The organism is Mesorhizobium sp. P2_A12 (assembly GCF_056405075.1).
This window is the reverse complement of sequence record NZ_JBFUCU010000002.1, coordinates 82187-108253: the sequence shown is the minus strand read 5'-3', so window position 1 is coordinate 108253 and position 26067 is coordinate 82187. Positions and strand designations below refer to the sequence as shown.

Genomic DNA, 26067 nt, shown 5'->3' with positions numbered 1-26067 from the left:
CAGGGGTGGATCAGAAAGACCAGCTACGCGCCTTGGCGATGATGAAATCGCGAAAGACATGCAGCTTGGCCTGGTTCTTCATCGCGTCCGGATAAGCGAAATAGGTGTCGAAGGACGGCACCTCGGTCTCCGGCAACAATTGCACCAGCTCGGAGTCCTTGCTGATCACATAGTCGGGCAGCATGGCGATGCCGGCGCCGCCCTGCACCGCGCGCTTGATCGACAATATGTCGTTGATCTGCAGCGTCGGCACCCTTTGTCCGCCTTCGAAATCGCCAATCGTTTCCAGCCAGTTCAGCTCCGACAGATGCGATGGCACCGGCACGCCGAAGGTGACGATGCGATGGCTCTTCAGCTCGGCCACCGAAGCCGGCTTGCCGTGCTTGGCGACATAGGTGGGCGAGGCATAGAGGTGGAAGTGCACGGTGAACAGGCGGCGCTGGATCAGGTCCGGCTGCTGCGGCTGGCGCAGCCGGATGGCGCAATCGGCCTGGCGCATGGTCAGGTCGAGTTCCTCGTTGGCGAGGATCAGCTGCAGGCTGATTTCGGGATAGAGCTCGATGAACTCCTGCACCCGCTCGGTCAGCCAGCCGGCGCCCAGCCCGACGGTGGTCGTCACCCTGAGCACGCCGGACGGGCGATCCTTGGTCTCGGTCAGCCGCGACTTGATGGTTTCGAGCTTCATCAGCACGTCATGCGCCGTGCGGAACAGCATTTCGCCCTGCTCGGTCAGCACCAGCCCGCGGGCGTGGCGGTTGAACAGCGGCACGCCGACATCATGTTCGAGCGCGCTAACCTGCCGCGAGATCGCCGATTGCGACAAATGCAACGTCTCGGCCGCATGGGTAAACGACCCTGCCTCCGCCGCAGCGTGAAACACGCGTAGCTTGTCCCAGTCCAACGCCATGCTACCCCTCATTCTGTTTTGGCGTCTGAATGAAAAATCAGGCTTTTACACGGCGTTTCTAAGTCGCCTTCTGAACTCTTTATTCCGCCGCTTCGCGGTGCACTTCGATGCCGGCCAGATACTTCTCCGCCTCGAGTGCAGCCATGCAGCCGAGCCCCGCCGCGGTCACCGCCTGGCGGTAGATGTCGTCGGTCACGTCACCCGCCGCAAACACGCCGGGAACGTCGGTGCGGGTCGAATCCGGCGCCGTCCAAAGATAGCCGTTCGGCTTCTGCTTCAGCTTGCCGGCAAACAATTCGACCGCCGGCGCGTGGCCGATGGCCACGAACACGCCGTCGACCTTGAGATGCGTTTCCTGGCCAGTCACCGCATGCTTGAGCTTCAGCCCTTCGACCGAAGGCGGCAAGGGCGCCTTGCCGGGACGGCCGGTGATCTCGTCGACGACCGTGTCCCAGATGACGCGGACATTGTCCTTCTTCAGGAGCCGCTCGCGCAGGATGCGCTCGGCGCGGAAATCGCTGCGCCTGTGGATGACCGTCACACTCTTGGCGAGGTTCGACAGGTAGAGTGCCTCTTCCACCGCCGAATTGCCACCGCCGACCACCGCGACATCCTTGCCGCGGTAGAAGAAGCCGTCGCAGGTGGCGCAGGCCGAGACGCCAAAGCCCATGAAGGTCTGTTCGGTGGGAATGCCGAGCCATTTGGCCTGCGCGCCGGTGGCGATGATCAGCGCGTCCGCGGTGTAGGTGGTACCGGAATCGCCCTTGGCGCGGAACGGCCGCACATTGAGGTCGACCTCGGTGATGATGTCGTTGATGATGTCAGTGCCGACGTGTTCGGCCTGCTTCAGCATCTGCTCCATCAGCCACGGACCCTGGATGGGGTCGGCGAAGCCGGGATAGTTCTCGACATCGGTGGTGATCATCAGCTGCCCGCCCTGCTGCAGGCCTGCGACCAGCATCGGCTTCAGCATGGCGCGGGCGGCGTAGACCGCTGCCGTATAGCCGGCGGGGCCGGAGCCGATAATGAGAACAGGCGCGTGCTTGGTGGTCATCTGGAAGCCTCTGCGGAGGGCTGCCGGCAATTGCGGCATGGAAAACTCGTCGATATCGCGCGTAATGTAAGTGTTGCCCACGGCGCCAGCAAGGCAGGTTGGCATTCGTCCCCGGAAAGCTTTGTCGCACCCCCGTCGCCGCTTGATCGGCCGAAATATTCCGAGCGAGGGATGGAATGGACAGCGAAGTCGCTTAATTACAAGATCACGCAAGATTCTTGCGTATTGCCCCTGACTTATCGAGAGCCCTCATGCCGCTCAAGGCCGATCTCGACGCCATCGACTGGAAGATCCTGCGCGAGCTTCAGGCCGATGGCCGCATGACCAATGTCGAACTGTCGAACCGCGTTGGCATTTCGGCGCCGCCGTGCCTGCGCCGCGTCAAGCGGCTGGAGGAAGCCGGCATCATTCGCGGCTACCGCGCCTTGCTCAACGCGCCGGCGCTCGGCCTCGATGTCGTTGCCTTCTGCCTGATCGGCCTGCATCACCAGGCCGACGCCGAACTGCGCACCTTTGCAGAGCGCACCCGCGGCTGGCCGATCGTGCGCGACGCCTGGATGGTATCGGGGGAATCCGATTTCCTGCTGCACTGCGTGGCGAGCGACCTGGGGGCCTTCCAGACCTTCGTCATCGAGGAGCTGACTTCGACCCCGAATGTCGACACGGTGCGCACCGCGCTCACCATCCGCCGGGTCAAGGACGAAGGGCTGGTCTCGTTTGCACAGCCTTGAGGCTGGTCGACGGCAGCACCACATCGTCCCCGCTCGATGCGAATTCCCGGCTTCGCCATACCAGAGCCGCTTTCGCATTCGACAGGCTCTGGTGTAGAAAGCCGGAGCGTTCTGACGGACGTGGCCGCTTTGTTGGTTTCCTAAGGCAATTTCAGGAAAGTGTGACGGGTTTTTCGACAGGGATTGCGTAACAACAGATGGCGCAAGCGGCGTAATTTCACAGAACAGTGTGCTGTAGAGTGGGATCATGACTCGATTTTCTAGCCCGGTTTCGGCGCTCATCATCTGCATGAACGAAGCCGACATGATCGGCCCCTGCCTGGAGAGCGTCGACTTCTGCGCCGACATCGTCGTCGTCGATTCAGGTTCGACGGATAACACCCTGGACGTCATTCAGGAGTTCATCGCCAAGGGCTACCCGATAAGGCTGTTTCACAACGATTGGCCGGGTTTCCCACGTCAGCGGCAATTCGCGCTTGATCAAGCCACGCAGCCATGGTGCCTTTCGATTGAAGCCGATGAGGCCGTCGAGGACCTGCTCAGGCGGTCGATCGTGACCGTGACGCAGCCTCACAACGAGGCCATCGACGGATGGTTCGTAAGACGGCGCGACAAGCTGAAAGGCTATGGCTATGCGCACCGCTGGGTGCTGCACAACAGGCTGCTGCGTCTGTTCCGCCGCGACAGGGCCACCATGGACATTGACCTGCGGGTCCATGAATCGTTCGAGGTGCCGGGCGAAACCGGTACGATTGAAAATGGCGTGTTGCTGCATCGCCGCGAAATGACTGTCGCGGAGGATCTGGCAAGGGCCAACACCTACTCCAGCCTCAAGGTTGCCACGCTGGTCGAGAGAGGCAAGAAGCCAGGCTTGATAAGGCTGGTCCTGTCGCCGCTCGGCAATTTCCTGAAATTCTACCTGGCCAAGCGCTACTTCCTGTGCGGCCGGCATGGCTTCGTCTATTCGATGATGGTGATGGTGTATTCGTTCGCCACCGAGGCCAAGCTTTATGAAGCTTCACGAGACAACGATCCGACTTGAGACCGCCACGGATGGTGCTTGAGCACGATCAAATCTTGTCCGAAACCGGATTCCACTTTTCGAGATCATGACACGGTGCCGAGTGCCGCTATTGCGGCGAGCAGGCCACCCAAATCCTCGTGGTCGCGCCAGGGCTCGACTGTAAAGCCCGATTGAACGGCCGCTTCGCCGTCGACCAGCCAGCCCTGCGAGAGGCCGGCGCGCTGTCCCGCCTCCATGTCCGCCGGCTTGTCGCCAACGATCAGCGAACGCCGCAGATCGAGCCCCAGACATTTGGCCGCCTCCAGCAGCATGCCGGGATTGGGCTTGCGCATCGGATGATCGGCGATCGCAAGCGGCCCCTCGCCCGCCTCGTGATAGGCGCAGGCAAGGACCATATCCACGAACGCGTTGTCGGCGCTCAGCAGGTCGAGCACACGGCCATTGACGGCGGCGAAATCGCTCCAGCCGTAGTAGCCGCGCGCGATGCCCGACTGGTTGGTGACGATGATGACGGGAATGCCGGCCCGATTGGCCGCACCGATCGCAGCGGCGATATCCTCGCGCAGCACCATTTCGGCCGGGTCATCGGGATAGCCGGTGTCGAGATTGATGGTGCCGTCGCGGTCGAGAAACAGCGCAGGCGTACCGGTCGGAAAAATCCTGCTGTCGATCCGCTCGACCCACAGTCCGGGCTCCTGGAGCGGATAGGGTTCGGGCTTCACGACCACGTCCCGTCAGCCATTGCTGAGACGCGCTTCGACCACTTCGCACAGATGATGATAGAGGCACAGATGCCCCTGCTGGATGATCGGGGTCGAGGTCGAGGGCACGTTGAGCAGGATGTCCGATAGCGGCTTGAGCTTGCCGCCGGTGTCGCCGGTCAGGCTGATCACCGTCATGTCCATCATCCGCGCCTGCTCGGCAGCGGCGAGAATGCTCGGCGAATTGCCGCTGGTCGAGATTGCCAGCAGCACGCCGCCCGCCGAGCCATGCGCCTCGACCTGGCGCGAAAACACCGTGTCGAAGCCATAGTCATTGCCCCAGGCGGTCAGCACCGCGGCATTGGCCGGCAGTGCGATGACATTGTAGGCCTTGCGCTCCTTGAGGAAGCGGCCGACCAGTTCGCCGGCGATGTGGATGGCATCGCTGGCCGAGCCGCCATTGCCGCAGATCAGCAAGGCTTTGCCCTGCGAAAGAGCCGTCACGATGGCGCTCACCGCCCGCTCCATCTCGCTCGTCAGGTCGCGCTCGACCATGGCGGAAATCGCGGCCGCCGAGCGGACCAAGTAGTCGTTCAGGTCAGACATGAATTCCTCAGCTTGTGGTACCGCCGGCGCGCAATTTGCCGATGGTGTTGGTGGTGCTTTTGCCGGCGACGAGATCGATCAGCACGACGCGGCCGCCCGCCTTCCGCACCACATCGGCACCGACCACGGTGTCGATCGTGTAATCGGCGCCCTTGACCAGCATGTCGGGCAGCAGCGCTTCGATCAGCGCCAGGGGCGTGTCCTCCTCGAACACCACGACCGCATCGACCGAGGCAAGGGCGGCGAGCACGCAGGCGCGGTCATGCTGGTCGTTGACCGGCCGCCCGGCGCCCTTCAGCCGCCGCACCGAAGCATCGCTGTTGAGGCCAAGCACCAGCCGGTCGCACTGGCTGCGCGCCGCATGCAAGAGACTGACGTGGCCGGCATGCAGGATGTCGAAGCAGCCATTGGTGAAGCCGACGCTCAAGCCCTCCTCCTTCCACGCCGCGACCATGCGCGCGGCCGACGTAGCGTCGAGGATGGCATCCTTGTGGGCGGTCGGCCCGTGCGAACGGAACAGCGCACCGGTGAGTTCCTCGACCGTCAGCCGCGCGGTGCCGCGCTTGCCCACCACGACGCCGCCGGCGGCATTGGCGATCGATGCCGCCGCGACAGGGTCGGCACCGGCCGCCAGCGCCAATGCAAAACTCGCGATCACCGTGTCGCCGGCGCCCGAAACGTCGAACACTTCGCGCGCCTGGGTGGCGATATGGCGCGCCTCGGTCGGGTCGACCACGCTCATGCCCTTTTCGCTGCGCGTCGCCACGACGAAATCGAAGCCATGCGCTGAAATCAGCTGGCGTGCCGCCGCCACGATCTCGTCATCGGCGAACACCGCATGGCCGACAGCTTCGCCAAGCTCCTTGCGATTTGGGGTGATGGCGGTCGCCCCGGCATAGCGCGCATAGTCGCGGCCCTTCGGATCGACCAGCACCGGCTTTCCCGCATCACGGCAGATGGCGATCAAGTCGCCGGCGACGCCGTCGAGCAATATGCCCTTGCCATAGTCGGACAGGACGACGATGTCGGCGCGCGTCAGCGCCGCGCGGAAATGCCGGATCAGATCGTCGCGCTCCGCAACATCGAGCGGCTTGATCTCCTCTTCGTCGAAGCGCAGCACCTGCTGGTTGAGCGCGCTGAAGCGGCTCTTGGACGAGGTCATGCGGCCACGCGCCTGCGCCAGGCCGGCGGTGTCAGCGCCGAGTTCGCGCAGCATGCGCACGAGATTGTTGCCGGCAGCATCAGTGCCGATTACCGACACGGGAACAGCGGATGCGCCGAGCGAGACGATGTTGGCGACGACATTGCCTGCGCCGCCCATCGTCGAGGTTTCGCCGCGCCCGTGCAGCACCGGGATCGGCGCTTCCGGCGAGATCCGCTCGATGACGCCGTTGACGAACCGGTCGAGGATGAAGTCGCCGACCACCAGCACGGTGGCCTGGCCGAACCGCGCAATGGCGCGGTGCAGGGGTTCGGGAGAAGGCGGATTGTGCTTGATCATGTCACTGGCAACGCGTGGAAAAGGCCGATTTCAACCTTGCGGGTAATCATCAATTGAAGGGCCGGTTCGTTCATGGCGAAGCCGATATACCGCAAATCCACGCAGCGCAACGGCTGGCCATCACCACGATGGCCGGGCGATCAGGTCTTCTGCAGGGCGACATGGACACCCAGCCCGACCAGCACCGCCCCACCGGCCCGCTGCATCAGGCGCTGTGCACGGCTCGAACGCCGCAAGCGGCCGATCACGGCACCGGCCAGGAACACGCAGACGATATCGGCCGAAGAGAACATCAGATTGACGATGGTGCCCAACACGACGAACTGCAGCCAGACCGGTAGCGCCGCCGAGGTATCAATGAACTGCGGCAGGAAGGCCATGAAGAAGATCGCCGTCTTGGGATTGAGCACCTCGACGGTGATGCTCTCGAAAAAGGCGCGCCGCGCCGATTTCCGCTCGATCGCGGGCAGCGCCATGTCACCCTCGACGCGCTTGCGGAACAGCAAAACGCCGAGCCAGATCAGATAGAGCGCGCCGACGAGCTTGACCGCCAGGTAGAGCGGCGGCACAGCGTGAAACAGCACCGACAGGCCTGCGGCAGCGGCAAAGACATGCACATAGCCGCCCAGATGAATGCCAAGTGCTGCCGTCAGGCCGGACCAGCGGCCGCGCGCCATCGTCTGCGCGGCGGCGTAGAGCATGGCCGGGCCGGGAATGTAGGCGAAGATCGCCGTGGTGGCGAAAAACGCGATGAGCAGTTCGGTCGACGGCATTCTTTGTCCTCACGATCATGCCAGGCGGCACAAATCGACTGAAGCGGAAGCTTTGCGGCGCCACTGTGACATCCGCTTCGCTGCCTGCTTTATCGACAGCCCACCCCGCCTCCCTTATAAGGGCCGGAATCGGCAAGCGAAACGCGTATCAGGGCCAACAACATGATCATCGTCACGGGCGGCGCCGGCATGATCGGCTCCAACATCGTCGCCGCGCTGAATGCCGAAGGCCATGACGACATCCTGGTCATCGACGACCTCACCGATGGCCACAAGATCGCCAATCTCGCCGATCTGCGCATCGCCGACTATCTCGACAAGGACGATTTCCTGGGCCGTATGGAGGCTGGCTCGTTCGGCCGCATCGAGGCCGTGTTCCACCAGGGCGCCTGCTCGACCACCACCGAGTGGAACGGCAAATTCATGATGGAGGTGAACTACGCCTTCTCGAAACGGCTGCTGCATGCCTGCCAGGCGCTGCGCGTGCCCTTCCTCTACGCCTCCTCGGCGTCCGTCTATGGCGGCGGCGCCGATTTTCGCGAAGACCCGGCGCTCGAGCGGCCGCTCAACGTGTATGCCTATTCCAAGAAGCTGTTCGACGACTATGTCAGGCGCACCGTCTTCGACACCGATCATGCGCAGGTTGTGGGCTTGCGCTACTTCAACGTCTACGGTCCGCGCGAGGCGCACAAGGGCGCCATGGCTTCGGTCGCCTTCCATCTGTTCAACCAGGTCGAGCGGGGCGAGAACCCGAAATTGTTCGGGGCCTACGATGGCTTCGGACCGGGCGAGCAAAGCCGCGATTTCATCCATGTCGGTGATGTCGCCGACGTCAATCTGTGGCTGTGGAAGCGCGGATCGAGCGGCATCTTCAACTGCGGCACCGGCCGCGCCCAGCCCTTCCGTGCCATTGCCGAAACCGTCATCGACACGCTGGGCAAGGGCGAGATCGAATTCATCGAGTTTCCCGACCATCTCAAGGGCAGCTACCAGAGCTTTACGCAAGCTGATATGTCCCGTTTGCGCGCGGTCGGTTACAATGGCCAATTCCGGACAGTGGAAACCGGTGTCAGAGACTATGTCGAATGGCTGAAAGCCCAACGATCCTCGTGATCGGCCCACGCTGGGTGGGCGACATGGTGATGGCGCAGTGCCTGTTTTCGGCGCTGAAAGAGCTTCATCCCAACGCCGCGATCGATGTGCTGGCGCCGGCCTGGGCCGCACCGCTGGTCAAGCGCATGCCCGAAATCCGCCAGCAGATCGACTTTCCGCTCAAGCCCGGCGCGCTGGAATTCACCATTCGCCGGCGTTTTGGCCGACTGCTGCGCGGCCGCTACGACATGGCCTATGTCCTGCCGGGCAGCTGGAAATCGGCGCTGATCCCGTTCTTTGCCCGCATTCCGCGCCGTTTCGGCTATTTGCGCGAAATGCGCTACGGCCTGCTGACCGACATCGTGCCGCTGCCCGACAGCGTGAAACGACGCACGGCGCAGGCTTATTTCGGCCTCGCCCAGGGCGGCAATTTCCGGCCGCCACGCCTGACCGTGGACGCGAAGAACCAGGCCGCTCTGCTCGACCGCTTCGGGCTCGCGCCCCAGAAATTCGCAGCGCTGATGCCCGGCGCCGAGTTCGGCCCGGCCAAGCGCTGGCCGAGTGAAAGCTATGCCGGGCTTGCCCGTGATCTTATGGCGAAGGGTTTGAAGGTCGCGCTGTTCGGCTCGAAGAACGACCGCGACGTGGCGGCGGAGATCGCAGCCCTCGCCCCCGGCGTTGTCGACCTCGCCGGCCAGACCCGGTTGGAGGACGCCATCGACCTGATCTCGGCGGCAAGGCTGGCGGTGTCCAACGACAGCGGGCTGATGCATGTCGCGGCGGGAGTCGGCACGCCGATCGTTGCCGTCTACGGCTCGACCTCGCCACAGAATACGCCGCCACTGGCGGAACGGCGCGAACTGGTCTGGCTCGGCCTGTCCTGTTCGCCTTGCCACCAGAAGGTCTGTCCGCTCGGCCACCTCAACTGCCTGAAGACGCTTGAAGTCGAGCAGGTCGTGGCAGCGGCGAAACGCCTGCTGGAAATCCCGGCAGCCGCATGAAGGTCCTCATCGTCAAGACGTCGTCGATGGGCGACGTCATCCACACCTTTCCGGCCGTCGAGGATGCCCGCCTTGTCAGGCCCGACATATCCTTCGACTGGTGCGTGGAAGAGGCATTCGCCGGCATCGTGGCGTTGCATCCGGCGATCGACAGGATCCACACGGTGGCGATCCGGCGCTGGCGCAAGACATTGCTCGACGGCGGCACATGGCGCGAAGCGGCCGCCTTGCGCCGCACCCTGCGCGACTGCCGCTACGACCTCGTCATCGATGCGCAAGGACTGCTGAAATCAGCCTTGGTGGCACGACAGGCCGGCGCGCCGATAGCTGGCTTCGACCGGTCGAGCGCGCGCGAACCTTCTGCGTCGCTGGTCTACGACGTCACCTACGCCGTGCCGCACGACCTGCACGCCATCGAGCGCACCCGGCGGCTGTTTGGGCTGGCGCTCGGCTATCAGCCCGATCTTTCGAGGCTGGACTCCGGCATTGTCCCGCCGCCCGACAGTCTTGTCGGCATCTCCGGAAAAATCGCGTTCCTGCTGCACGGGACCAGCCGCGAAGACAAGAAGTGGCCGGTCCAAGACTGGATCGAAACCGCCCGCCTGCTGGTCGAAAGGGAAACGACGCCGGTCACCACATGGTCGAACGAGCGCGAAAAGGCCGTCGCCGAAGCGATCGCCGGGGCTGTTCCGTCAACGGTCGTGGTGCCCAAATCGCCGCTCTCCGACATCGCCGCGATCATCGGCCGCTCGACGCTGGTCATTGGCGCCGACACCGGGCTAACCCATCTCGCCAGCGCCTTCGGCCTGCCGACGGTTGCGGTTTTTCTTGCCACCGAGCCCGGCCTCACCGGCCCGCGCGGGCCATACGCATCAACGCTTTTGGCCGCACCTGGGGACCATTTAACGCCGGGGCAAGTGGTGGCGGAGGCAGAGAGGCTGCTGGAGCGTAGCCAGGCGGATTGATTTATTCAATCAATTCAATTGGAAAGGTTAGTGCTGCCCCTCATCCGCCTTCCGGCACCTTCTCCCGTATAGTGACGGGGAGAAGGGAGCAGAGCGCAAAGTTGGCGGATGTTTGCGAACGCTGAAAATTGGCGAAATCATCGGTGAAGGCGTCCTTCTCCCCGTCACTATACGGGGAGAAGTGCCCGGCAGGGCGATGAGGGGCAGCGCCAGCCTTGGCTTGAAAAGCAGATCGGCGCTTCTCAAATCCCCTAGATAAACTGCACCTGGACGATCTCATAACCCCTAGCGCCGCCTGGCGCGTTGACCTCGATGGCGTCGCCGACTTCCTTGCCGATGAGCGCGCGCGCGATCGGCGAGGAGATCGAGATGCGGCCGGATTTCACGTCGGCTTCCTGGTCGCCGACGATCCGGTAAGTCTTCTTTTCCTCGGTGTCCTCGTCGACCAGCACCACGGTGGCGCCGAACTTGACCTTGTCGCCGCTGAGCTTGCTGACATCGATCACTTCGGCGCGCGCGATATAATCTTCAAGCTCGTTGACCCGGCCCTCATTGAGGCTCTGCGCCTCTTTTGCGGCATGGTATTCGGCATTTTCGGAAAGGTCGCCGTGCGAGCGCGCCTCGGAGATCGCCTCGATGATGCGCGGCCGCTCTTCCTGCTGGCGCCAGCGCAGCTCTTCCTTCAATGACGCGAACCCCTCGCCTGTCATCGGGACCTTGTTCATGATGCCTGACCTTTCCTGCTGCCACCCCCGCGTTTCGGGGAAAGCCTTGTCGATGGGTACAAAAAGAAAACGGTCCGAGAGCCTCGGGCTAACGGAACCGTTTCACCGCAATTTCCCTGAATATAGCAATCTTCGCGGGTTTTTCACGCCCAAAAATAGGTTTTGCGAAAATGATCCGCTGCTTTCACAAATGCCGTCGCCGCAAATGCTGTCACGGCAGATGCGAACCGGCGATGGCCGGCAACAAAAAATCCGGCCGCGATCGTTCGCGGCCGGATTGAGAAGTATTAGGCGCCGAAATCAGCTCCGCATGAAATGGTCGATCTGCTCGGACAGCATCCCGTATTCGCGCGAACCCTTGCCGGTCCGCTTCTCGATTTCCATCAACTGCTGCCGGGCACCGGCCAGATCGCCGATCTGCAGATGCGCTTCGCCGAGATATTCGCGCACCAGCGTGTAGTTGGGGTCGATGCGCAGCGCTTCCTCATAATAGCCGAGACCGACGGTGACGCGGCCGGAATGGCGGTGCGAATAGCCGAGATAGTTGAGGATGCGCGGATCCTGCTTGTTGGCAGCGAGGCTGAGCACGGCGATCGCCTCGTCATAGCGGCCGGCCAGCGCCAGCGAATGACCGGCATCATAGATGCTGTCGTCGTCCAGCATGCCTTCCTGGGGTGCGACGCACTTTTTCTTCTTCTTGTCCCAGACTTCGCCCTTCTTGCACTTGGTGACGGTCTGGTCGGTATTCGGAGTGTCGCTACCGGCGGCGAACACTGGGACAGCAAGGAACTGTAGAGCGAGCAGCGCGCTCGCCGCCTGGATCAGCACTCTTTTATGCATCGAAGCCTCCTTGAGGGGTGAGAATGCAACACTAACGCCGGACGCCCTAGGTTTCATCCCGGAAAAAAAGCATATCGGAGAACATCAGGTGACGGATGCTGCAAATCCGCTATCATCCGGGCAAACGACCTGACGGAGACGGGCTGTGCAGCGGCGCCTTGAAAAGGATTGGGAGCTTTCGATCGGCCCCGACACCGTGCGCCTGTTCATCCTCAAGGCCAAGGCATTGAGTGCCGCCGTCAATGAAGACTATGCCGGTGGCGCCGAACACGAGGTCGAACTCGACGGCGAGGCGCATGCCAACCACCATCATGACGGCCTCGCCGAGGAAAGTTCCGAAAACCTCACCGAGGAAGAGTTGCGCGAGTTGATCAACGACCTCAATGTCGATGAAGCAGCCGAACTCATCGCCCTGGCCTGGATCGGTCGCGGCGACTACGATGGCACCGAATGGGCGGATGCCCTTGCCGCGGCGCGCGAACGCGCCAACAAACGCACGGCAAAGTACCTGCTTGGCATGCCGCTGCTTGCCGACTGGCTGGAGGAAGGGCTGGAAGCGATCGGCGCGTAACACCGTGGTTACCGTTCGTGATGGGGCCAAGGCAACCACCTTGCGTCGGCGCCGTTGACGGCCATGGGGTCGATTGCTTTTTCCCAAACCTGCAGGATTGCACTGGTCGTAGCCATCACGGCTGTGCTGGTTACGCCCGCCGACGCCAGGCATCGCCATCGACACCACAAGCCCCAGGTAGAGCAGCCGATGTCGCTGCGGGCCGACCAGCCGCTGGAACCGCGGGGCAAGCATCGGCTGAAACGGCGGGGCTCGCAGCACGTCACGCCGGGCCCGTCGCAGATACAACAGAAAACGATGGATCCGTTGACATCGCCTGGCGACGTCCCGGTACCGGAGCCACGTCCCGCGGACGCACAGAAGGCCGACGTTTCAAAGAAGGACGAGTTGAAGACGCAAGCTCCAAAGAGCGGCGGAGCGGCTGAACCGTTCAATCAGGAAGAAAAGTCGCATCAAAAAAAGCAGGCGCGCCCCGAACCATCGGCCGATACGGAAAACACCCCTGAACCGCCTTCTGTGGCGCCGACGCCATCACAAAAGCCAGGGACCGCGGAGCCCGAAGTTGAGCCGCCGGCTGTCGCCCCGCAGCCGCCGCAAAAGCCGGCGGATGCCGGCGACCAGAAAATGCTGCCCGACCCGCGCTCGGCCGATCTGCCCGACGAGAAGATGCCAGACGAGGAAGTCGCTTGCCGAGAGCGGCTGAAGACGCTCGGCGTCGAGTTCGAGGAACACAAGGCGGAAAGCAATCCCGAAATCGGCTGCTCGATCCCCTACCCGATCGTGCTGAAGACATTCGGCAAGTCGATCGCCATCGGCCCCGGCACCGAGCTCAATTGCCCGATGGCCGAAGCGGCGGCGCGTTTCGCCGCCAATGTCATCCAGCCGGCGGCGAAAGCCGAATTCGGCGCGGATCTGAAATCGATCGGCCAGGCATCGGCCTTTGTCTGCCGGCCACGCCACGGCACAAGAAAACTGTCGGAACACGCTTTCGGCAACGCGCTCGACATCGCCAGCTTCACGCTGTCGGACGGCAAGAAGATCGAAGTCGGCCCGACGCCGCCGGAAAAGGACGCGAAATTCCTCAACGCCGTGCGCAAGGCCGCCTGCGGACCGTTCAAGACTGTGCTCGGACCAGGCGCCGACCCCGACCATGCCTTGCATTTCCATCTCGATCTCGAACCGCGCCGCCATGGTGGCACATTCTGCCAGTGAGCATGGTTGGCCGGGACCGCGTGCCGCAATTCGGCCGCAGGCATGAACACGGGCGCTGAGTTTTCCTTTACCCTTGATCGTTAAAATGCCGGATATCCGTGAATGGGATTTCCGCCAATGGCCGGCAAATTTCGCGTCGTGTTTTCCACCGCCGCGCGCCAATCGAAACGTGCTGCGATGGTCGCCGCCGGCCTTGCCCTCGCGGCGGTTTCGGCTTGCAACACCGGCAGCGTGCTGTCACTTGAACCGGCCGTCGATGTCGGCTCGCAAACCGCTGCCGTGCCGCAATACACGGGCATGCAGAAGCTTGTTCCGTCCAATCCCTATATGACGAGCGCCGCCTATCCGCGCATGGATGAGCCGATGTCGCCGGTCGAGCAGATGCCGGCCAGCGAAACCGACTGCCGCCAGCAGTTGAAGCGCCTCGATGTCGCCTACACCGACCTGGCGCCGATCCATGAAGGTCAGTGCGGCATCGATTATCCGGTCAAGGTCTCTGCCATCGGCAGCATCCAGATGAAGCCCGCCGCGACACTGACCTGCGACATGGCCGCCACTTTCGCCGGCTGGACCAGGAACGAACTCGTTCCCTCCGCCCGCTGGCGCTATTTCTCCGGCGTCAAGACCATCCACCAGGGTTCCAGTTATTCCTGCCGCAACATTGCCGGCGAAGGCGTGCTGTCGGAGCACGGTAAGGGCAACGCGCTCGACGTGATGAGCATCGAGCTCAACAATGGCGACGACATCGACGTGCGCAAGCCCGGCCTGTTCGCGTTCCGCACCCGCGGTTTCCTCAACAACGTGCGCGCCGACGGCTGCCAGTATTTCACCACCGTGCTTGGCCCCGGCTACAATTACGACCACCGCAACCACTTCCACTTCGACATCAAGAACCGCAGGAACGGTTATCGCGCCTGCCGCTAGAGCGTCGGACAACAGCATGTCGACGCCCTTTGCCGGCGAAACACGACATCGCATAGAGTGATGCCGGAACGTTCGGGCGACGGTGATGAGCCAGCGAAGTTTTCGGCGACGCATTGCAATCTGGGTGGCGGCCTTCCTGGCCGCCTATCTGGCGCTCGCCTATTTCGCCGCGCCGGAATTCTGGACATTCCGGGATCGCGGCTTTCGCACCCAGCGCTTCGAGATGGTGACGCACACGCCGCAAGGCATTCCGGGTGATCCAATCAATGTCGGCCTTGTCGGCACCAAGAAGGAAGTGGTCCATGCCTTCGCCGTCGCCGGCTGGGACACTGCCGATGCCGTGACCTTGACGACCGCGATCGAGATCGGTGAAAGCGTGCTCTTCGACCATCCCTATCCCGATGCGCCGGTCAGCCGGCTGCTGTTCGACGGCCGCGCCCAGGATCTTGCGTTCGAAAAGCCGGTGGGAGCCAGCGCCGACCGGCGTCATCATGTCCGCCTCTGGCAGACAGGCGCGAGCGGCGATGACGGCCGGCCGCTGTGGCTCGGTTCGGCCAGCTTCGATCGCGGCGTGGGGCTGAGCCACGATACCGGCGCCATCACCCATCACATCGGCCCCGACATCGATGCCGAACGCAATTTCCTCATGCGCGATCTGGCCACCGCCGGCACACTGATTTCGACCAGAGACATGGCCGGCATCGGCGCCACCAGCAGCGGGCGCAATGGCGGCGGCGATCCCTATTTCACCGACGGCGAGGCCGTTGTCGGCGTGTTGAAGCAACTGCCATGAGATCATGTGTTCTGAGACCAGATGGTCTGGGATCGACCTGAAAATGGCCGTGACCCCGATGCCGCAGACGACATCGGTTGAGAGCTGTCACTGTCATTTTCTAAAAATCTTGGCGGACTATTTTCGAAAGCCGCGCCGCAATGCTATTGACCGCTCATGCTATACGTCGAAATCGCTATCGTGGTCGTCCTCATCTGTGTGAACGGCCTTTTGTCGATGTCCGAGCTCGCCATCGTCTCGTCGCGCCCGGCTAGGCTCAAGGCGATGATCGACCGCGGCGTCAACGGTGCCGGCCGGGCTCTGGAGCTTGGCTCCAATCCCGGCAAGTTCCTGTCCTCGGTGCAGATCGGCATCACTTTGGTCGGCGTTCTCTCCGGCGCGTTTTCCGGCGCCACGCTGGGCGACCGGCTGGCCACCTTCCTGGCTTCGACCGGCATGCGCGAAAACGTCGCCGATCCGGTCGGCGTCGGCATCGTCGTCGCCATCATCACCTATTTCTCGCTGATCGTTGGCGAGCTGGTACCCAAGCAGATCGCCTTGCGCGATCCCGAGCGCGTTGCCGCGCGGGCGGCGCCGGCAATGACCATCCTCGCCACCGTCTCGGCCCCTCTGGTCTTCCTGCTCGACATTTCCGGCCGCGCCATATTGTGGCTGCTCGGCCAACGCGGCGAAAGCGAAGAGAAGGTCACCGACGAGGAGATCAAGATGCTCGTCGCCGAGGCCGAGCATCACGGCACCATCGAATCGGACGAGCGGCGCATGATCGCCGGTGTCATGCGGCTTGGCGACCGCGCCGTACGCGCCGTGATGACGCCGCGCACCGAGGTCGACTGGATCAATCTGCAGTCCGACGAGAGCGCCATCCGCAAGCTTTTGATGGAGACCCAGCATTCGCGCCTGCCGGCAGGTGATGGCGGCGTCGATGTCATGGTCGGCGTCGTCCAGACGCGCGACGTGCTCGCCGCACTGCTTGCCGGCCGCGTGCTCGACCCGCGCAGGCATGTGCGCGCCGCGCCCATCGTCTATGATCAGGCCGACGCGCTGGATGTGCTGCAGAAGCTCAAGGAATCCGACGTGCCGATGGCGCTGGTGCATGACGAGTACGGCCACTTCGAAGGCATCGTCACCCCGGCCGACATTCTCGAAGCCATCACCGGCGTCTTCAGGGCGGACACCGATGCCGGCGACGAGGAGAATGCCGTCAAGCGCGAGGACGGCTCGTGGCTGCTTGCCGGCTACATGCAGGCCGACGAGATGGCCGATGTCCTTGGCATCGACCTGCCGGAAAACCGCGACTACGAGACCGTCGCCGGCTACGTGCTGTCGCACATGCACCATCTGCCGGCGACCGGCGAATGCGTCGACGCGCAGGGATGGCGCTTCGAAGTGGTCGATCTCGACGGCCGCCGCATCGACAAGCTCATCGCCACCCGCCTGCCCGGCACGCACCGCGAGCCGGTGCGCTGACGACCAACTTTCCGGCTCCTGTCGGTTTCGTTCGGTCGTCGCGTCGGTCCCGCTTCAGTGCGCGTCCGGAGGCGGCGCCTTCGGCGTGACGTTGCGCAGGAACGGAACGAGCGCCGTCGCGATGACGAACGCCACCATGATCACCAGGAACGCATCGGCATAGGCCATGGTCGACGCCTCGCGATAGGCCAACGCCCACAACTGCTTCAGCGAAGCGGTGTGACCGTCGCCGACGGCGCCGGGCAATTGGCCATAGCGCAGCGCGACGTTGTCGACGAGACGCATGGCAGCCTCATTCTGTGGCGTCAAATGCGATGCGATCATCAGGAAATGGAAGTTGGTGCGGTCGTTCAGGATCGCGCCGCAAACGGCGATGCCGACAGCGCCGCCGAGATTGCGCATCGTGTTGAACAGGCCACTGGCATATTTCAGTCGTTCGGGCGGCAGGCTGCCGAGACCGAGATTGACGCTGGGCGCGACCGCGAAAACCTGCGGGAAGCCACGAAAGATTTGGGGCAGAAGCAGCTGCGCGGCGCCCCATTCACTGGTGATGGCACTGAAGCTCCACATCGACGCGCCGAAGGAGGCAAGCCCGAACATCATCAGCCAGCGTGTGTCGAAGCGCTTGGCGAGGAAGATGTAGACCGGGACACCAACCATCGAAGCAACGCCGGTGGAAAAGACCGCCAGCCCGGTCTGCAGGGCGTCGTAGCCGCGCACGTAACCGAGGAACAGCGGCGTCAGGAAGATCGTGGCGAAGATGCCGACACCGGTTATGAACGAGAGGAAACAGCCGATCGCGAAATTGCGGTTGCCGAAGGCGCGGAAATCGACCACCGGCTGCGAATAGGTCAGGCTGCGGACGACGAACAGAACTCCGGTGACCCCGGCGAGGATGGCGCCATTGCGGATTGTCGCATCATCGAACCAGTTCCAGCGCGAACCCTCTTCGAGAACATATTCCAACGTGCCGAGACTGACCGCCATCAGGACGATGCCGATGTAGTCGGCGCCCTTCAAAAGGGACGGATCGGGTTCGTCGATCTTGACCAAGGCGGCAACAAGGATGGTGATGATGGTGCCTGGAATGACGTTGACATAGAACAGCCAATGCCAGCTCAGCGTATCGGTGATCCAGCCGCCGATGACGGGGCCGAGCGTCGGCGCGATCGAAGCGATGCTGCCAACCACCGCGGCCGCATAGACACGCCTCGGACCCTGGAAATAATGGAACGACGAGGTGAAGACCGTCGGGATCATCGACGCCCCGAGCAGCCCCTGCAGTGCGCGGAAAGCGATCATGCTTTCAATGTTCCAGGCCAATCCGCAAAGCATGCTTGCCAGGGTGAATCCGGCCGCCGAGATGGTGAAAAGCCATCGTGTCGAGAACACGCGCGTGAGCCAGCCCGACAGCGGGATCACGATGATTTCCGCCACCAGGTAGGATGTCTGCACCCAGCCGATCTGATCCTGGGCAGCCGACAGGCCGCCACCGATATCCTGGAGCGAGGACGCGACGATCTGGATGTCGAGAAGCGCGATGAACATCCCCACGCACATCACCATGAACGGCAGGATGCTCGCGAGGAAGGACTGCGGGACGGCGCGCTCTGACATGGCGTCCTCAGCGCGACGCGGTATCGACCGTCACGGCGGTCGACAGGCCTGGCCTGAGCGCAACCTTCTGCACCTGGTCCTGGTCGATCGTGATCCTGACAGGGACACGCTGGACAATCTTGGTGAAATTGCCGGTCGCGTTCTGCGGCGGGATCACACTGAAGATGGCCCCGGTGGCGGGCCCCAGGCTGGTGACGTGTCCTTTGAGCGGCTCGTCGGGCGCAATATCCGTATAGACCGTCGCAGCCTGCCCGTCGGCCATGTGGCGCAGCTGGTCTTCCTTGAAATTGGCATCAACCCACAGCCCCGAGGCCGGAACGATCGTCAGGAGATAGCTGCCGGGTGAAACATAGGTGCCGACCTGCGCCAGCCTGTTGCCGATGATGCCATCGATGGGCGAGCGGATTTCGGTGAAGCCGAGATCGAGCTGCGCGGTGTCGACATCGGCCTTGGCTGCCGCGACCGCCGCGGTTGCTTCCGAAATCTGAGTGTTGAGGACGTCGAGCTGTTGCTTCGCTGCCGCAAGTCCCGCACGGGAGGCGGCGACCGACGCCTTGGCCTGGCCATCGGCGGCAAAGCTTCTCTGTGCGTCCTGCTGCGAACCGGCCCTGGTGCTGGCAAGCACCTCATAGCGCTTCGCATCCTGATCGGTGAAAACAGCTGCCGCGCTCTTGGCGTCAAGATCGGCCTCGGCTTTCTGGATCATCGAATTCTGCAGCGAGACCTGGGCATGAAGATTGTCGAGGGCCGATTGCTGCTGCTGGACCGACGCCTCGGCATGTTCCAACGCTGCCTTGAAGGGCCGGTCGTCGATGCGGATCACCACCTGGCCCGCGGCGACATGCTGGTTGTCCTCGACAAGGATCTGGTCGATATGCCCGGCGACCCTTGGGGCCAGCGGCGTGACGTTGCCGCCGACATAGGCATCATCGGTCGAGACGAGAAAGCGTCCGGCCTGCCACCACTGGACGCCGTACCAGCCGGCGACGCCGATCACGACAAGGCCCGCCAACATCAGCAGCGGCCTGCGACGCTTCCTGGCGGGCATGGGAGTGGGCGCAACGGAAATGGCAGGCGTGAGATTTTGAGCGACCGATGGCTGCAATTCGGCCGGCGAAAGAACCTTGTTCATCTGCCGCGCCCCTCTTCCTGGCTGTGCTGGTGCAGCGCGTTGTCGACCAGCGGAAGGCCGGAGCCCTCGCTGCCGAAGCGATACCGCTGCCGCATGCGATCGGTAGCCGCAGGTCCCGTCGCCATGGTGAAATCCTCACTGTCGAGTTCCCTGCCGCTGTGGCGATCGACCAGCACCGGCTCGGCCCAGCGCCCGTCCGCCTTGTCCACCACCACCAAGCTCGGGCCTTCAGGCGCCAGATGCCGGTTGCCCCAGGCGAGCAGCGACAGCAGGACCGGGCGAAAATCGCGAGCCTTTGAGGTCAGGACATACTCGTGGCGAAGCGGCCGCTCGCAGTAGATACGCTTCTCGAACAGCCCACGCTCAACCAGGCTGTTCAGCCGCCGCGTCAGAATGTTGGGCGCAATCTCCAGGCTCTTTTGAAACTGGTCGAAGCGCGTCAGGCCCTGGAACGCATCCCGCAACAGAAGAATGCTCCACCATTCGCCGACATCGTCGAGGCTGCGTGCGATGGGGCACGGGCGGGTTTCAAAGCTTGTTTTGGCAACCATTGTCGTTGGTCTCTTTCAAAATAAAAGTGACTCATAGCCTAGTGGATTGCATTATGCAAGTGACTTGTAAGGATCGAGGACTGGAACCTGGTTTTCAACGGAGATCGGCTAAAACACCAAGACGTCCATTCCGCCCCTTCGGATGGGCGGCGGCGCCGTACGCTACGCCGTGGATACGGATCGCGGCGACGTCACGTCAAAAATGTTTGGGTCACGTGCTCGATCGAAGGCTTTGGCCTCGCCATGCTCGCCGGCCCGCGCCATATCCCGGCGGTAGCCTGAATGGACACGGCGGGCCTGCCCCATGCCGGCCCGCGCGTTCATCGACAGCCTCCTCGCCACCCGCCCGCCCAGAGCTCACCGAGAAGCCGTACGCTGATAATCAGCGCGATCCGTTGACATCGTGAAACCTTTTGATTTTTAAGCCGTTATCGGCCTATGTCCGGGGCCAAATCCAAGCCGAAATCTGTCAATGGTGCCAAACCACGCGGTGCTGAAAAGTCGCGCCAGGAAAAGGCATCGACTGTCGAAGCCGCGCCCAAGGCCGACGGGCATGCCGGGCCTGAGGTCGACGGGCATTCCGCGCCCGAGGTCAACGGCCAGGCCGCGCCGCCGCCGGATGTCATCGAACCCGATCCGGAACTGACGCCCGAGGAGGCCGAGCAGGCGCGCAAGAGATATCTGTTGAAGCGCTTCTGGATCAGCGCCCGCGGTTACTGGGGCCGCGGCGGCGACAGGCTCGCCTGGCCGTTCACGATCGGGCTGTTGTTCCTGATATGCGTGAACGTCGGCTTCCAGTATGGGATCAATCGCTGGAACCGGGCGATTTTCGACGCCCTTGAGCAACGCGATGCCCACACCGTGTATTTCCTGACCGCGGTCTTCGTGCCGCTGGTGCTCGGGAGCGGAAGCCTTGTCGTTACACAAGTCTTCCTTCGCATGACGATTCAGCGCCGCTGGCGTTCCTGGCTCACCACCGCGGTCATCGCGCGCTGGCTCGCGAACGGCCGTTATTATCAGTTGAACCTCGTCGGCGGCGACCACCAGAACCCCGAAGCCCGCGTGTCGGAGGATTTGCGGATTGCCACCGAATCCCCGGTCGACTTCACCGCCGGTGTCATCAACGCGTTTCTGTCGGCCTCGACCTTCATCGTGGTGCTGTGGACGATCGGCGGAGCCCTGAGCTTCACAGTCTCGGGTTCGACCATCACGGTTCCCGGCTTCCTCGTCATCACCGCGATCATCTATGCAGCGATCACCTCCACCTCGATGGCAGTGATTGGCCGCCATTTCGTCCACCTCTCCGAGGAAAAGAACCAGGCGGAAGCCGAGTTCCGCTACACGCTGACGCGCGTGCGCGAGAACGGCGAGAGTATCGCATTGCTCGGCGGCGAAGAGGAGGAGCGCAGCGGCATCGACAAGAGGTTCGCCCATGTGCTCAGGCAATGGGCGCTCCTCACAGGCCAGCACATGCGCACGGCACTGGTGTCGCAGGGGTCGAGCCTGTTCGCGCCGGTTGTGCCGGTTTTGCTTTGCGCTCCAAAGTTTCTCGAAGGCAGCATGACACTTGGACAGGTCATGCAGGCCGCCTCCGCCTTTGCCATCGTGCAGGGCGCATTCGGATGGCTGGTCGACAACTACCCGCGTCTCGCCGATTGGAACGCCTCGGCAAGGCGCATCGCCTCGCTGATGATGTCGCTCGATGGCCTGGAACGCGCTGAGCAGAGCGACGCCCTGGGACGCATCCAGCGCGGCGAAACCGAAGACGGTGCGATGCTCAGCATCGACAATCTCTCCGTGACGCTCGACGACGGCACATCCGTGGTCAAGGAAACCAAGGTCGTAATCGAAGCGGGCGAGCGGGTGCTGGTGGCGGGCGAATCCGGTTCAGGCAAGAGCACGTTGGTGCGGGCCGTCGCAGGCCTGTGGCCGTGGGGTGGCGGCAGCGTCAAGTTCCACGCCGACAGACGGCTGTTCATGTTGCCGCAACGACCCTACATCCCCTCAGGCACGCTTCGCCGCGCTGTCGCCTATCCCGCCGCCGCCGACAACTGGACGATCAAGGAGATCAAGGCTGCGCTCGACAGAGTGGGGCTCGCCTATCTCGCCGACAAGATCGAGGAAGACGCGCCATGGGACCAGACCTTGTCGGGTGGCGAAAAACAGCGACTCGCCTTCGCGCGGCTCCTGCTGCACAGCCCCGACATCATCGTGCTGGATGAAGCAACCGCGGCGCTCGATGAGAAGAGCCAGGGCAGGATGATGGAGGTGCTCATCCAAGAATTGCCGAAGGTCACCATCATAAGCGTAGCGCATCGCGCCGAGCTGGAAGTCTTCCATAGCCGCAAGATCACATTGGAGCGGCGCGAGGGCGGTGCAAAGCTTGTCAGCGATATCGATCTTGTCCCACGCAAGGGCAGACGCAACTTGATCGGGCGCGCCTTGTGGGGCTCCGGCGCGCCTCGACCGAAAGGCGGCGTGACATCGAACAAGGCGACGTTGTCCCAGACAAAAAAATGAAGTCCGCTCAGTCTGAAGCGATTGATCGACCACAATATCAGGGCGTCAGCACCACCTTCCCCGTCGAGCGGCGCTCGTCGATCAAGCGGTGCGCTTCGCCAGCCTGGTCGAGCGGGAAGCGGCCGCCGATCGCGACCTGCAGCCGACCGCTTGCCGCCAGTTGGAACAGCTCGGGCAGGCTGGCTTTCAGTACGTCCGTGGACAGCAACGGAAGCAGCGCGAAACCTCTCAAGGACTGGTTGCGGCCGATCATCGTTTCGAGGTCCGAAGCCGCAAGCGCGTAGCGGCCAAGCGCCGCGAACACCAGTTCGCCGCCGGGTGCCAGAGCCCGTAGCAACGCAGCCGTCAGCGGGCCGCCGACCGTGTCGTAGATGATATCGGCGCCCTGCCCGTCCGTGATGTCGCGAACGCGGGCGGGCCAATCGGGCTTGATATAGTCGACGGCGGCATCGGCGCCCAGCGACAGAGCGAGATCGAGCTTGGTCTTGCCTCCGGCGGCCGCGATCACCTTGCGTGCGCCCTTTAGCCTGGCCAGTTGGACAAGCAGCGAACCGACGCCACCCGACGCGGCCGGCACCAGCACCGACTTGCCGCCGGGCGAGCTTTGCCGCAGCAGGTGAATGGCCGTCAGCCCCTGCACCAACAACGCCGTCGCATCCTCGAACGATAGGGCATCCGGCAGCGGCACGATGAGATCGGCGTCGATCGTCACCTGCTCCGCATAGCCGCTGTGGGGACGCTTCGAAACGAACAAAGGCGCAGCGACACGGGCGCCCAGCAGCGACGCATCCACCCCGTGTCCAACGGCCTCGACGAAGCCCGCAGCCTCGACGCCAAGGATCATCGGCAGTTGCGGCGTCACCGCGTAGCCATCCCTGCGCATCAGCACTTCGAAGAAATTTATCCCGGCGGCATGGACGCGAACCAGCACCTCACCGGCCTGCGGCACGGGCGACGGCAGGTCGACCGCCTCCAGCACGTCGGGACCGCCGAAGCGGCTGAGTTGAATGGCTTTCATGGCAAACTCCGATCGCTATGGCATCGGCCACGGTTTGCCACTATCTGCGAAGCCTCGACTACACACTCATTTGTCCCCTGCTGACCAAGAGGTGACCATGGCCAATCCGAGCAAGAGACTGACCATCAAGAGACTGCCGATGCTGCCGGCGGAGCGTGCCCTGAAAGTGATCGCGGGGCGCTGGAAGGCGGTCATCCTCTACCATCTCTTCGACGGCCCGCGGCGGCTGTCGGCGCTGAAGGCGATGATGCCCGGCATCACCCAGAAGGTGCTGATCCACCAACTGCGCGAAATGGAAGAGCACGGCCTCGTCAGCCGCGAGATCTTTGCCGAAGTCCCCTCGCGCGTCGAATATTCGGCGACAAGTCTCGGCCTCAGCCTCGAGCCGATCCTACTGGCGCTCTGCCAATGGGGCCAGCACCACGCCCACGAACTCAACGAAATGGATCGCCTCGCCAATTGCATCATCCGCCCAAGGCCGGCGCGGGAGACGTACGCCTCCCACAATTGAAAAAGGGCGGCGCTAGCGCCGCCCCGGATCCTTGGGAGGATAATTCGAACCGGCGGTCAAGCCGCCTTGACTTCCTCGGCGACCGCGTCGGCCTGACGTGCTGCCTTCAGCACCTTGGCCCACCACGCGACGTCGTTGACCAGCGCCGTGGCGGCCTGGTTCAGGTGCTCGAGGTCTTCGAGCTTCTTCTCGCCCTGGCGGACGGCGAGGAAGTCGCCCCAGGCGATATGAACGGCTGACTTGACCGGCGCCATCTGCAATTCGACCGCATGAAGGCGCAGCTGCTCGACGGCGCGGGAGCCGCCGACGCTGCCATAGCCGACGAAGCCGGCCGGCTTCTTGTTCCATTCGTTGGCAGCGTAGTCGATGGCGTTCTTCAGCACGGCCGTCGGACCATGATTATATTCGGCGGCGGTGAAGATGAAGCCGTCGAATTCAGCGACCTTCTTCTGCCAGCGCTTCGCCACTTCATTCTGCGACGGCGCCCAGGCGGAGGATGCGACCTCGTCGAAGAACGGCAGCGGGAAGTCGCGCAGATCGACGATCTCGACGTCGATGTCGGCATGCGATTTGGCGATCTTGGCGATCCACTGGGTTGGTACGTCGGCGAAGCGCGCGGCGCGCGTCGAACCGACAATGATGGCGATCTTGGGTTTTGACATGGGGCTCTTCCTTGCAAGTAAAGCTGGTATCGTTTGGATACCGGCGCTATATGAGATACTGTCAACTCGCGGCGCAAGGAGGCACCTTTTTGTTACTGAGGAACCCGCTCAACACCGAAGATTGCCGCGCCGTTTCGGAAATCCTGCAGCGCGTCGGTGATAAATGGACCGTTCTCGTGGTCGGCAAGCTCGGCCAAGGACCGTTGCGATTCAATGAGTTACGCGCTTCTGTCGGCGGCATCTCGCAGAAGATGCTGACCACCACCTTGCGCGGATTGGAGCGTGACGGTTTCGTCACCCGCACGGTGTTCCCGACCATTCCGCCGCGCGTCGATTATGAGCTGACCGAACTCGGCCATGAATTGCTGATCCCGGTCAGCGCACTCGGTGAATGGGCGCGCGTCAACACCACGCGCGTGCGGGCAGCGCGTGAGAAATTCGACGCGACGCATGCCTGAAGCCTTTGTATTGGAATGGTTTTCGCCGATGGCTGCGCTAGCGACATTGCATTCCGTCGGCGGCAGTTGACCGGTTTCGGGTCTGGCTTTCAGACGGACGCCGTCAGCGGACAAGGGCAAAGCCGCGGCGGTACCTGCCAGCGCGGCGTTCAGCAATCGTTGACTGATTGTCTTCGTTCATCAACAGACCGTGCGCGGCCCGTTTCGCGTCTGCCGCGAGTTCACCCGGCATGGCTGTGCGCCGAAGCCCCTGTCAGGCTTCCGCCGGAACCGCCTTTGGCTTGCCCTCGCCATCCAGCGCCACCATGACGAAATCGGCATGGGTGACCTTCTCCATCAGGTCTGAGAGATAGCGCTGCGCCCAGGCCTCGACCTTGAGCGTCATCGAGGTGCGGCCGACACGCTCGACATGGGTGTAGATGCACAGCGTGTCGCCGATCTTCATCGGCTTGGCGAACGACATTTCCTTGACCGCCGCCGTCACCACGCGGCCCTTGGCGCGCTCGGCCGCACGGATGCCACAGGCAAGGTCCATCTGCGCCATCACCCAGCCGCCGAAGATGTCGCCGGCCGCATTGGCGTCCGAAGGCATGGCCAGCGTGCGCAGCGTCAGATCGCCGAGCGGCCGTCCTTCAGCGTAGTGCACCATGGGGGAAATCCTTCGAGGTCAATGCCCTCGATCCCGTACCGTTATGGCGCCGAGAGGTCAAC

Annotated in this window: 28 protein-coding genes; 13 read left to right on the top strand and 15 right to left on the bottom strand. The window is 63.1% G+C overall.

Annotated features, from left to right (window positions below):
• Window positions 1-10: 10 nt before the first annotated feature.
• Both AC1DZU_RS05330 and trxB read right to left on the bottom strand, forming a co-directional pair.
• Entirely contained in the window at window positions 11-907 is an 897-nt protein-coding gene (locus AC1DZU_RS05330; protein ID WP_477282435.1) for a LysR family transcriptional regulator, read from the bottom strand.
• A 79-nt stretch (window positions 908-986) separates the two neighbouring features.
• Entirely contained in the window at window positions 987-1961 is a 975-nt protein-coding gene (gene trxB / locus AC1DZU_RS05325) for a thioredoxin-disulfide reductase (RefSeq protein ID WP_457152230.1), read from the bottom strand.
• 251 nt (window positions 1962-2212) lie between these two features.
• On the opposite strand from trxB, the gene AC1DZU_RS05320 reads away from it, so the two are divergent.
• Both AC1DZU_RS05320 and AC1DZU_RS05315 read left to right on the top strand, forming a co-directional pair.
• Window positions 2213-2692 (top strand): Lrp/AsnC family transcriptional regulator, encoded by a 480-nt coding sequence (locus AC1DZU_RS05320; protein WP_095090929.1) that lies wholly within the window; start codon window positions 2213-2215, stop codon window positions 2690-2692.
• A gap of 247 nt (window positions 2693-2939) precedes the next feature.
• Complete coding sequence (locus AC1DZU_RS05315) at window positions 2940-3734, top strand: glycosyltransferase family 2 protein (RefSeq protein WP_477282432.1); 795 nt, start codon at window positions 2940-2942, stop codon at window positions 3732-3734.
• A gap of 65 nt (window positions 3735-3799) precedes the next feature.
• Here the strand turns inward: AC1DZU_RS05315 and AC1DZU_RS05310 are convergent, their stop codons facing one another.
• The 4 genes from AC1DZU_RS05310 to AC1DZU_RS05295 form a co-directional block, all read right to left on the bottom strand.
• Window positions 3800-4438: an HAD-IIIA family hydrolase gene (locus AC1DZU_RS05310; protein ID WP_477282430.1), complete on the bottom strand. Its 639-nt coding sequence runs from the start codon at window positions 4436-4438 to the stop codon at window positions 3800-3802.
• Between the two features lie 12 nt (window positions 4439-4450).
• Window positions 4451-5023, bottom strand: a complete 573-nt coding sequence (locus AC1DZU_RS05305) for a D-sedoheptulose-7-phosphate isomerase (protein ID WP_477282428.1) — start codon at window positions 5021-5023, stop codon at window positions 4451-4453.
• Between the two features lie 7 nt (window positions 5024-5030).
• The gene (rfaE1, locus tag AC1DZU_RS05300; RefSeq protein ID WP_477282426.1) at window positions 5031-6524 is read right to left on the bottom strand and encodes a D-glycero-beta-D-manno-heptose-7-phosphate kinase; all 1494 of its coding nucleotides are present in this window, start codon (window positions 6522-6524) and stop codon (window positions 5031-5033) included.
• Window positions 6525-6664: 140 nt separating this feature from the next.
• Entirely contained in the window at window positions 6665-7297 is a 633-nt protein-coding gene (locus AC1DZU_RS05295; protein ID WP_477282424.1) for a LysE family translocator, read from the bottom strand.
• Window positions 7298-7459: 162 nt separating this feature from the next.
• Here AC1DZU_RS05295 and rfaD point away from each other — a divergent pair, with 162 nt between their 5' ends.
• From rfaD to waaC, 3 genes are read left to right on the top strand one after another with little or no spacing between them, the layout of a single operon-like run.
• Complete coding sequence (gene rfaD / locus AC1DZU_RS05290; protein ID WP_477282422.1) at window positions 7460-8410, top strand: ADP-glyceromanno-heptose 6-epimerase; 951 nt, start codon at window positions 7460-7462, stop codon at window positions 8408-8410.
• Window positions 8383-9390 carry a lipopolysaccharide heptosyltransferase II gene (gene waaF / locus AC1DZU_RS05285; RefSeq protein ID WP_477282420.1) on the top strand — a complete coding sequence of 336 codons (1008 nt, stop codon included), beginning with the start codon at window positions 8383-8385 and terminating at the stop codon, window positions 9388-9390. The genes rfaD and waaF overlap by 28 nt, the downstream gene beginning before the upstream one ends.
• Complete coding sequence (gene waaC, locus AC1DZU_RS05280; protein ID WP_477282418.1) at window positions 9387-10355, top strand: lipopolysaccharide heptosyltransferase I; 969 nt, start codon at window positions 9387-9389, stop codon at window positions 10353-10355. The genes waaF and waaC overlap by 4 nt, the downstream gene beginning before the upstream one ends.
• 251 nt (window positions 10356-10606) lie before the next feature.
• Here the strand turns inward: waaC and greA are convergent, their stop codons facing one another.
• Together greA and AC1DZU_RS05270 are read right to left on the bottom strand one after the other, a co-directional pair.
• Window positions 10607-11080, bottom strand: coding sequence for a transcription elongation factor GreA (greA, locus tag AC1DZU_RS05275; RefSeq protein WP_095090920.1), 474 nt, complete (start codon window positions 11078-11080; stop codon window positions 10607-10609).
• A gap of 300 nt (window positions 11081-11380) precedes the next feature.
• On the bottom strand, window positions 11381-11920 hold the full coding sequence (locus tag AC1DZU_RS05270; RefSeq protein ID WP_477282416.1) for a tetratricopeptide repeat protein: 540 nt from the start codon (window positions 11918-11920) through the stop codon (window positions 11381-11383).
• A gap of 145 nt (window positions 11921-12065) precedes the next feature.
• Between AC1DZU_RS05270 and AC1DZU_RS05265 the strand changes: the two genes are divergently transcribed.
• The 5 genes from AC1DZU_RS05265 to AC1DZU_RS05245 all read left to right on the top strand — a co-directional run bounded on the left by AC1DZU_RS05265 (window position 12066) and on the right by AC1DZU_RS05245 (window position 16887).
• Entirely contained in the window at window positions 12066-12491 is a 426-nt protein-coding gene (locus AC1DZU_RS05265; RefSeq protein WP_184874603.1) for a DUF3775 domain-containing protein, read from the top strand.
• Between the two features lie 189 nt (window positions 12492-12680).
• A complete protein-coding gene (locus tag AC1DZU_RS05260) occupies window positions 12681-13703 on the top strand; it encodes an extensin-like domain-containing protein (RefSeq protein WP_477282414.1) in 1023 nt (340 codons plus the stop codon).
• Window positions 13704-13820: 117 nt separating this feature from the next.
• A complete protein-coding gene (locus AC1DZU_RS05255; RefSeq protein WP_477282412.1) occupies window positions 13821-14627 on the top strand; it encodes an extensin-like domain-containing protein in 807 nt (268 codons plus the stop codon).
• An 85-nt stretch (window positions 14628-14712) separates the two neighbouring features.
• The gene (locus AC1DZU_RS05250; RefSeq protein ID WP_477282410.1) at window positions 14713-15420 is read left to right on the top strand and encodes an LssY C-terminal domain-containing protein; all 708 of its coding nucleotides are present in this window, start codon (window positions 14713-14715) and stop codon (window positions 15418-15420) included.
• A gap of 156 nt (window positions 15421-15576) precedes the next feature.
• Window positions 15577-16887, top strand: coding sequence for a hemolysin family protein (locus AC1DZU_RS05245; RefSeq protein ID WP_477282408.1), 1311 nt, complete (start codon window positions 15577-15579; stop codon window positions 16885-16887).
• A gap of 54 nt (window positions 16888-16941) precedes the next feature.
• Here AC1DZU_RS05245 and AC1DZU_RS05240 read toward each other — a convergent pair whose 3' ends face one another.
• The 4 genes from AC1DZU_RS05240 to AC1DZU_RS05225 form a co-directional block, all read right to left on the bottom strand.
• A complete protein-coding gene (locus AC1DZU_RS05240; protein WP_477282406.1) occupies window positions 16942-18504 on the bottom strand; it encodes a DHA2 family efflux MFS transporter permease subunit in 1563 nt (520 codons plus the stop codon).
• Window positions 18505-18511: 7 nt separating this feature from the next.
• The gene (locus AC1DZU_RS05235) at window positions 18512-19636 is read right to left on the bottom strand and encodes an HlyD family secretion protein (RefSeq protein WP_477282404.1); all 1125 of its coding nucleotides are present in this window, start codon (window positions 19634-19636) and stop codon (window positions 18512-18514) included.
• Window positions 19633-20187 (bottom strand): winged helix-turn-helix transcriptional regulator, encoded by a 555-nt coding sequence (locus AC1DZU_RS05230; protein WP_477282402.1) that lies wholly within the window; start codon window positions 20185-20187, stop codon window positions 19633-19635. The genes AC1DZU_RS05235 and AC1DZU_RS05230 overlap by 4 nt, the downstream gene beginning before the upstream one ends.
• Before the next feature lie 162 nt (window positions 20188-20349).
• Window positions 20350-20511, bottom strand: coding sequence for a hypothetical protein (locus tag AC1DZU_RS05225; protein ID WP_477282400.1), 162 nt, complete (start codon window positions 20509-20511; stop codon window positions 20350-20352).
• 114 nt (window positions 20512-20625) lie between these two features.
• On the opposite strand from AC1DZU_RS05225, the gene AC1DZU_RS05220 reads away from it, so the two are divergent.
• The gene (locus tag AC1DZU_RS05220; protein WP_477282398.1) at window positions 20626-22707 is read left to right on the top strand and encodes an ABC transporter ATP-binding protein/permease; all 2082 of its coding nucleotides are present in this window, start codon (window positions 20626-20628) and stop codon (window positions 22705-22707) included.
• A 37-nt stretch (window positions 22708-22744) separates the two neighbouring features.
• On the opposite strand, the gene AC1DZU_RS05215 is transcribed toward AC1DZU_RS05220, so the two are convergent.
• On the bottom strand, window positions 22745-23725 hold the full coding sequence (locus AC1DZU_RS05215; RefSeq protein WP_477282396.1) for a quinone oxidoreductase family protein: 981 nt from the start codon (window positions 23723-23725) through the stop codon (window positions 22745-22747).
• Between AC1DZU_RS05215 and AC1DZU_RS05210 the strand changes: the two genes are divergently transcribed.
• Entirely contained in the window at window positions 23724-24236 is a 513-nt protein-coding gene (locus AC1DZU_RS05210) for a winged helix-turn-helix transcriptional regulator (protein WP_477282394.1), read from the top strand. The two genes, AC1DZU_RS05215 and AC1DZU_RS05210, sit on opposite strands and share 2 nt — an antisense overlap.
• Before the next feature lie 56 nt (window positions 24237-24292).
• On the opposite strand, the gene AC1DZU_RS05205 is transcribed toward AC1DZU_RS05210, so the two are convergent.
• A complete protein-coding gene (locus tag AC1DZU_RS05205; protein ID WP_477282392.1) occupies window positions 24293-24898 on the bottom strand; it encodes an NADPH-dependent FMN reductase in 606 nt (201 codons plus the stop codon).
• Window positions 24899-24987: 89 nt separating this feature from the next.
• Between AC1DZU_RS05205 and AC1DZU_RS05200 the strand changes: the two genes are divergently transcribed.
• Window positions 24988-25356 carry a winged helix-turn-helix transcriptional regulator gene (locus tag AC1DZU_RS05200; RefSeq protein ID WP_477282390.1) on the top strand — a complete coding sequence of 123 codons (369 nt, stop codon included), beginning with the start codon at window positions 24988-24990 and terminating at the stop codon, window positions 25354-25356.
• A gap of 253 nt (window positions 25357-25609) precedes the next feature.
• On the opposite strand, the gene AC1DZU_RS05195 is transcribed toward AC1DZU_RS05200, so the two are convergent.
• Window positions 25610-26005, bottom strand: a complete 396-nt coding sequence (locus AC1DZU_RS05195) for an acyl-CoA thioesterase (protein WP_095090906.1) — start codon at window positions 26003-26005, stop codon at window positions 25610-25612.
• Window positions 26006-26067: the final 62 nt, after the last annotated feature.